The organism is Rhodococcus sp. 14C212, assembly GCF_011058195.1.
GTDB lineage: Bacteria > Actinomycetota > Actinomycetes > Mycobacteriales > Mycobacteriaceae > Rhodococcus > Rhodococcus aetherivorans.
In genome coordinates this window covers 1-3836 of record NZ_JAALEH010000177.1, presented here as the reverse complement: position 1 = coordinate 3836, position 3836 = coordinate 1, and the positions used below count along the sequence as shown (strand labels likewise).

The following is a 3836-nucleotide window of genomic DNA, read 5'->3' as shown; positions in this document are numbered from 1 at the left end:
GGTCCGTGTGGCGACCGAGGCCGGACTGACCCGGATCGGGTCGAGCTACGACCTGTGCCACGCCTTCCTCGACCACACCGGGCTCTCCTTGTGATCATTACTCACTCAATTTTCGAAACATCTGTAGTGCCACTCACGGTCAGGGTAGCGCGCGGGAAGAATCGAACGGGAGGCGCCCCGCCGGGGCGCGAAACCCCTCGACCACCCGGGAGAACACTGTGACCGCACCCCGCCGCGCCCTCGTCGTCGTCGACGTCCAGCAGGAGTACTTCGACGGCCCGCTCGAGATCCAGCATCCGCCGCGTGAGGAGTCGCTCGCCAACATCGCCGCCGCTCTCGACGCCGCCGCGGCCCACGACGTGCCGGTCGTCGTCGTCCAGCACCGCATGCCCGACGGCGCCCCCGTCTTCGTCGAGGGCTCGACCGGATGGTCGCTGCATCCGGAGATCGAGCGGCGCATCGACCCGGCGTGCAAGCGGGTCGACAAGCAGTACGCGAGCGTCTTCGCCGGCACCGACGTGGCCGAGTGGCTGCGCGCCCGCGAGGTCGACACCGTCACGATCGTCGGCTTCATGACCAACAACTGCGACCTCGCGACCGCTGCGGAAGCCGAGGCGCTCGGATTCGCCACCGAGGTCCTCTCCGACGCCACCGGCGCGATCCATCTCGCCAATCAAGCGGGGCAGGTCTCCGCTCAGTCCCTGCACACCACGCTGATGGTGCTGTTGCAGTCCAACTTCGCCGCGGTCACCACGACTTCCGAGTGGATCGCGGCCGTGGAGTCCGGCACCACGCTGCCCACGAGCAACCTGGTCGAGTCGGCTCTTCAGGGACGTTCGGCGGTCGCGGCGGTCTGACAACCAGCGGCGAAGTACCGGGTCCCGCAGGCGCACACAGAGTACCTGCCGGCGGGACACCCCGCCCATTCGACGCGCAACTCTGAGAACCTGGAGTGCATGGCCACTCCCCCAGCAACTTCCAACGCCCCGAAGAACATGACCTGGATCCCCGGCGGAACGTTCTGGATGGGGTCGGAGGAGTTCTATCCCGAGGAGCGTCCCGTGCACCAGGTCCGGGTCGACGGATTCTGCATGGACGAGCACCCGGTGACCGTCGCCGAGTTCCGCCGCTTCGTGAAGGACACCGGGTACGTCACCACCGCCGAAACGGCACCGGATCCGCGGGACTACCCCGACGCCGAACCCGACCTGCTGGTGCCGGGGTCGCTGGTGTTCGTGCCGCCGCCCGGGCCGGTGCCGCTCGACGACTACCGCCGCTGGTGGGCGTGGACGCCGGGCGCGCAGTGGCGGCATCCGGAAGGACCGGACAGCACCGTGGCGGGACGCGACCGTCACCCGGTCACGCACGTGTCGTTCTTCGATGCCCTGGCCTACGCGCAGTGGGCCGGCAAGGAGCTGCCGACCGAGGCGGAATGGGAGTTCGCCGCGCGCGGCGGTCTGGACCGGGCGCGGTTCGTGTGGGGCGACGAGTTCGCTCCGCGCGGCCGCTACCGCGCCAACACCTGGCAGGGCCGCTTCCCGTGGGAGAACACCGGCGAGGACGGCTTCGTGGGGACCTCGCCCGTCGGGTCCTACCGTCCCAACGGGTACGGACTGGTCGACATGGCCGGCAACGTGTGGGAGTGGACGGCGGACCACTACACCGCGCACCACGGCGCCGACGGGCGCGACACCGCCCCCGCGCACGCCTGCTGCATCCCGAGCAATCCCCGCACGGGCGCCGGCGACGAGTCCGGCCCGTACCCGCGGCGCGTGATCAAGGGCGGCTCGCACCTGTGTGCGCCGAACTACTGTCTCCGCTACCGTCCGGCGGCCCGGCAGGGCGAGTCGGTCGAGACGTCGACGTGCCACATCGGTTTCCGCTGCATCGTGCGGCCGGGTGCGTGACGAGGCCGGTGACCGGCACCGGTCACCGGCCTCGCGACGCCGGGCGCGGTCAGCGCGGAACGTCGCCGAGGATCGACACCCGCTCCATCACGCGCCGGTGCGGGAAGTAGTCGCTGGCCGCATAGTGCTGAGTGGCCCGGTTGTCCCAGAACGCAACGGAATTCGGTGCCGACCGGAATCGGCACTGGAAGTCGGGGACCTTGGCCTGATCGAACAGGTGCTGCAGCAGCCGACCACCCTCGACCGGATCCATGTCGGGGATGTCACCGCACCTTCGTGCGCTCACCCCGCCCCCTCACCGGCGACGTGCGCGAAGTGTCGCTCCACTTCGACTACGACGGGGGCATCGGGAAGGGCGGCGAGGCGGTGCTGTCCGTCGACGGTGAGGTCGTGGCGCGCGCACGCACCGAACGCACCGCACGGGCGATCTTCTCGATGAACGAGCAACTCGACATCGGCATCGACCGGGGCAGCCCGGTCGCGGAGGAGACCGCCGAGTTCGGCCGGTTCGCGTTCACCGGCACGCTGCATCACGTCCGGATCGATCTTCCGCCCGGCGGGGGTGTGTCGGCAGACGAACGCCGGCGCGTCGCACTGGCAACTCACTGACCGGCTCGGCGGTGCCGGTGTGCTGCACATGCACCGGCACCCCGGGCCTGCTCCACCGACGTCGTCGCGGCGGATCCCGGACGTTCAGCGGTTCTTGCTGTCCTTCTTGGCTTGCCGGCGCGCCCCGGCGGCGATGGTCGACGCCTCGTACTTCTTGCGGCCGGCCGAGTTACGGGTGGCATCGACGCGGGTCTTGCCCTTCGACCGCACCTTGCCCTCGTCACCGACACCGACGGTGGGCGCGGCGGCATCCGGGCGGGCGCGGGCGAGCCGTTCCTGCTTCAGCTCCTCGGCCGAGCGGCGGGCCACCGCCCCCAGCTGGCGACTGACCCGGGCCAGCGCATCCTCGAACACCTCCGCCTTGCCGGCGTTCCGCTCGTTCGCCGACTTACCGGCCGCCCGAGACTTTTTCGCGCCGACCTTCTCGGCACCCTGCCGGCGGTAGAGCTTGACGTACTTGTTGCGTGATCGGCGGATGCGGGTGTGCAGGTCGATCAGGTCGTCCTCGTCGAGATCCGCCATCTGCGCCTTCTTCGTCTGCCGCACGAGCACGAATTCGTCCTCGGACAGCGAGTTCACCAGCTTCGTCATGACCGATTCCGATCGTCGCACCAGTTCTGCACAGGTGTCGGCATCGTATCCACCTCGGTCCGGCCACCGAGGCCGTTCCAGCCGATCCGCCGCACTCCGCAGGCGCAGCGACGGGTGCGCGATTACCCGGCCGTGGGCGGGGGTATGCGCGAGGAATGTGGTTCCGGGCGGTGTCCGTGAAGTCCGAGACCGACGGCGGCCCCGGGGCCCGGAGGCGACGAGGACATGCCGCCGCTGTGCTGAAGCGTCGGCAGGTGCTCGTCGAAGCGATACGTTCGCGGCTGTGGCCCGTCCCGGCGGCCGCGGTGCTGCTGGCCGTGCTGGCCGGCATCGGCCTACCCGAGCTCGACGCCGCCCTCGATGCCCGGCTGCCACCGACGGTGGCGGGATACCTGTTCGGGGGCGGTGCCGACGCGGCCCGCGAGGTACTGAGCGCGATCGCCGCCTCGTTGATCACCGTCACCTCGCTGACGTTCTCGCTGACACTGGTGACCCTGCAGCTGGCCAGCAGCCAGTACTCCCCGCGGTTGCTGCGCACCTTCGCCGCCGACCGTGTCGTCCAACGCACCCTGGCGCTGTTCCTGGCGACGTTCACCTACGCGCTGACCGTGCTGCGCACCGTCCGCAGCGACACCGACGACGCCGACGGCACCGCGTTCGTCCCGCAGATGGCGATGACGACGGCCTACCTGCTGACGGTGGCCAGCGTCCTCGCGCTGGTGCTGTTCC

The 3836-nt window shown here is 70.0% G+C and carries 5 protein-coding genes and 1 pseudogene; 4 read left to right on the top strand and 2 right to left on the bottom strand.

Annotation, left to right across the window (positions count from 1 at the left end; genetic code table 11):
• Positions 1–218 precede the first annotated feature (218 nt).
• Both G6038_RS30360 and G6038_RS30355 read left to right on the top strand, forming a co-directional pair.
• The gene (locus tag G6038_RS30360; RefSeq protein ID WP_165042581.1) at positions 219–857 is read left to right on the top strand and encodes an isochorismatase family protein; all 639 of its coding nucleotides are present in this window, start codon (positions 219–221) and stop codon (positions 855–857) included.
• Positions 858–995: 138 nt separating this feature from the next.
• A complete protein-coding gene (locus G6038_RS30355; protein WP_206025875.1) occupies positions 996–1907 on the top strand; it encodes a formylglycine-generating enzyme family protein in 912 nt (303 codons plus the stop codon).
• 49 nt (positions 1908–1956) lie between these two features.
• On the opposite strand, the pseudogene G6038_RS30350 reads toward G6038_RS30355, so the two are convergent.
• A pseudogene (locus G6038_RS30350) lies at positions 1957–2169 on the bottom strand (TauD/TfdA family dioxygenase); the annotation flags it as partial.
• A 14-nt stretch (positions 2170–2183) separates the two neighbouring features.
• Here G6038_RS30350 and G6038_RS30345 point away from each other — a divergent pair.
• A complete protein-coding gene (locus G6038_RS30345) occupies positions 2184–2516 on the top strand; it encodes a hypothetical protein (protein ID WP_240918889.1) in 333 nt (110 codons plus the stop codon).
• Between the two features lie 84 nt (positions 2517–2600).
• Here the strand turns inward: G6038_RS30345 and G6038_RS30340 are convergent, their stop codons facing one another.
• Positions 2601–3107, bottom strand: coding sequence for a hypothetical protein (locus G6038_RS30340; RefSeq protein WP_165042577.1), 507 nt, complete (start codon positions 3105–3107; stop codon positions 2601–2603).
• Between the two features lie 155 nt (positions 3108–3262).
• Here G6038_RS30340 and G6038_RS30335 point away from each other — a divergent pair.
• A partial coding sequence (locus tag G6038_RS30335) for a DUF2254 family protein (RefSeq protein WP_240918888.1) occupies positions 3263–3836 on the top strand: 574 nt, incomplete at its 3' end.

Excerpts from the sequence above, each read along its gene's own strand:
- G6038_RS30355 (WP_206025875.1), top strand. The coding sequence starts at position 996 with ATGACCTGGATCCCCGGCGGAACGTTCTGGATGGGGTCGGAGGAGTTC.
- G6038_RS30340 (WP_165042577.1), bottom strand. The coding sequence starts at position 3,107 with ATGACGAAGCTGGTGAACTCGCTGTCCGAGGACGAATTCGTGCTCGTG.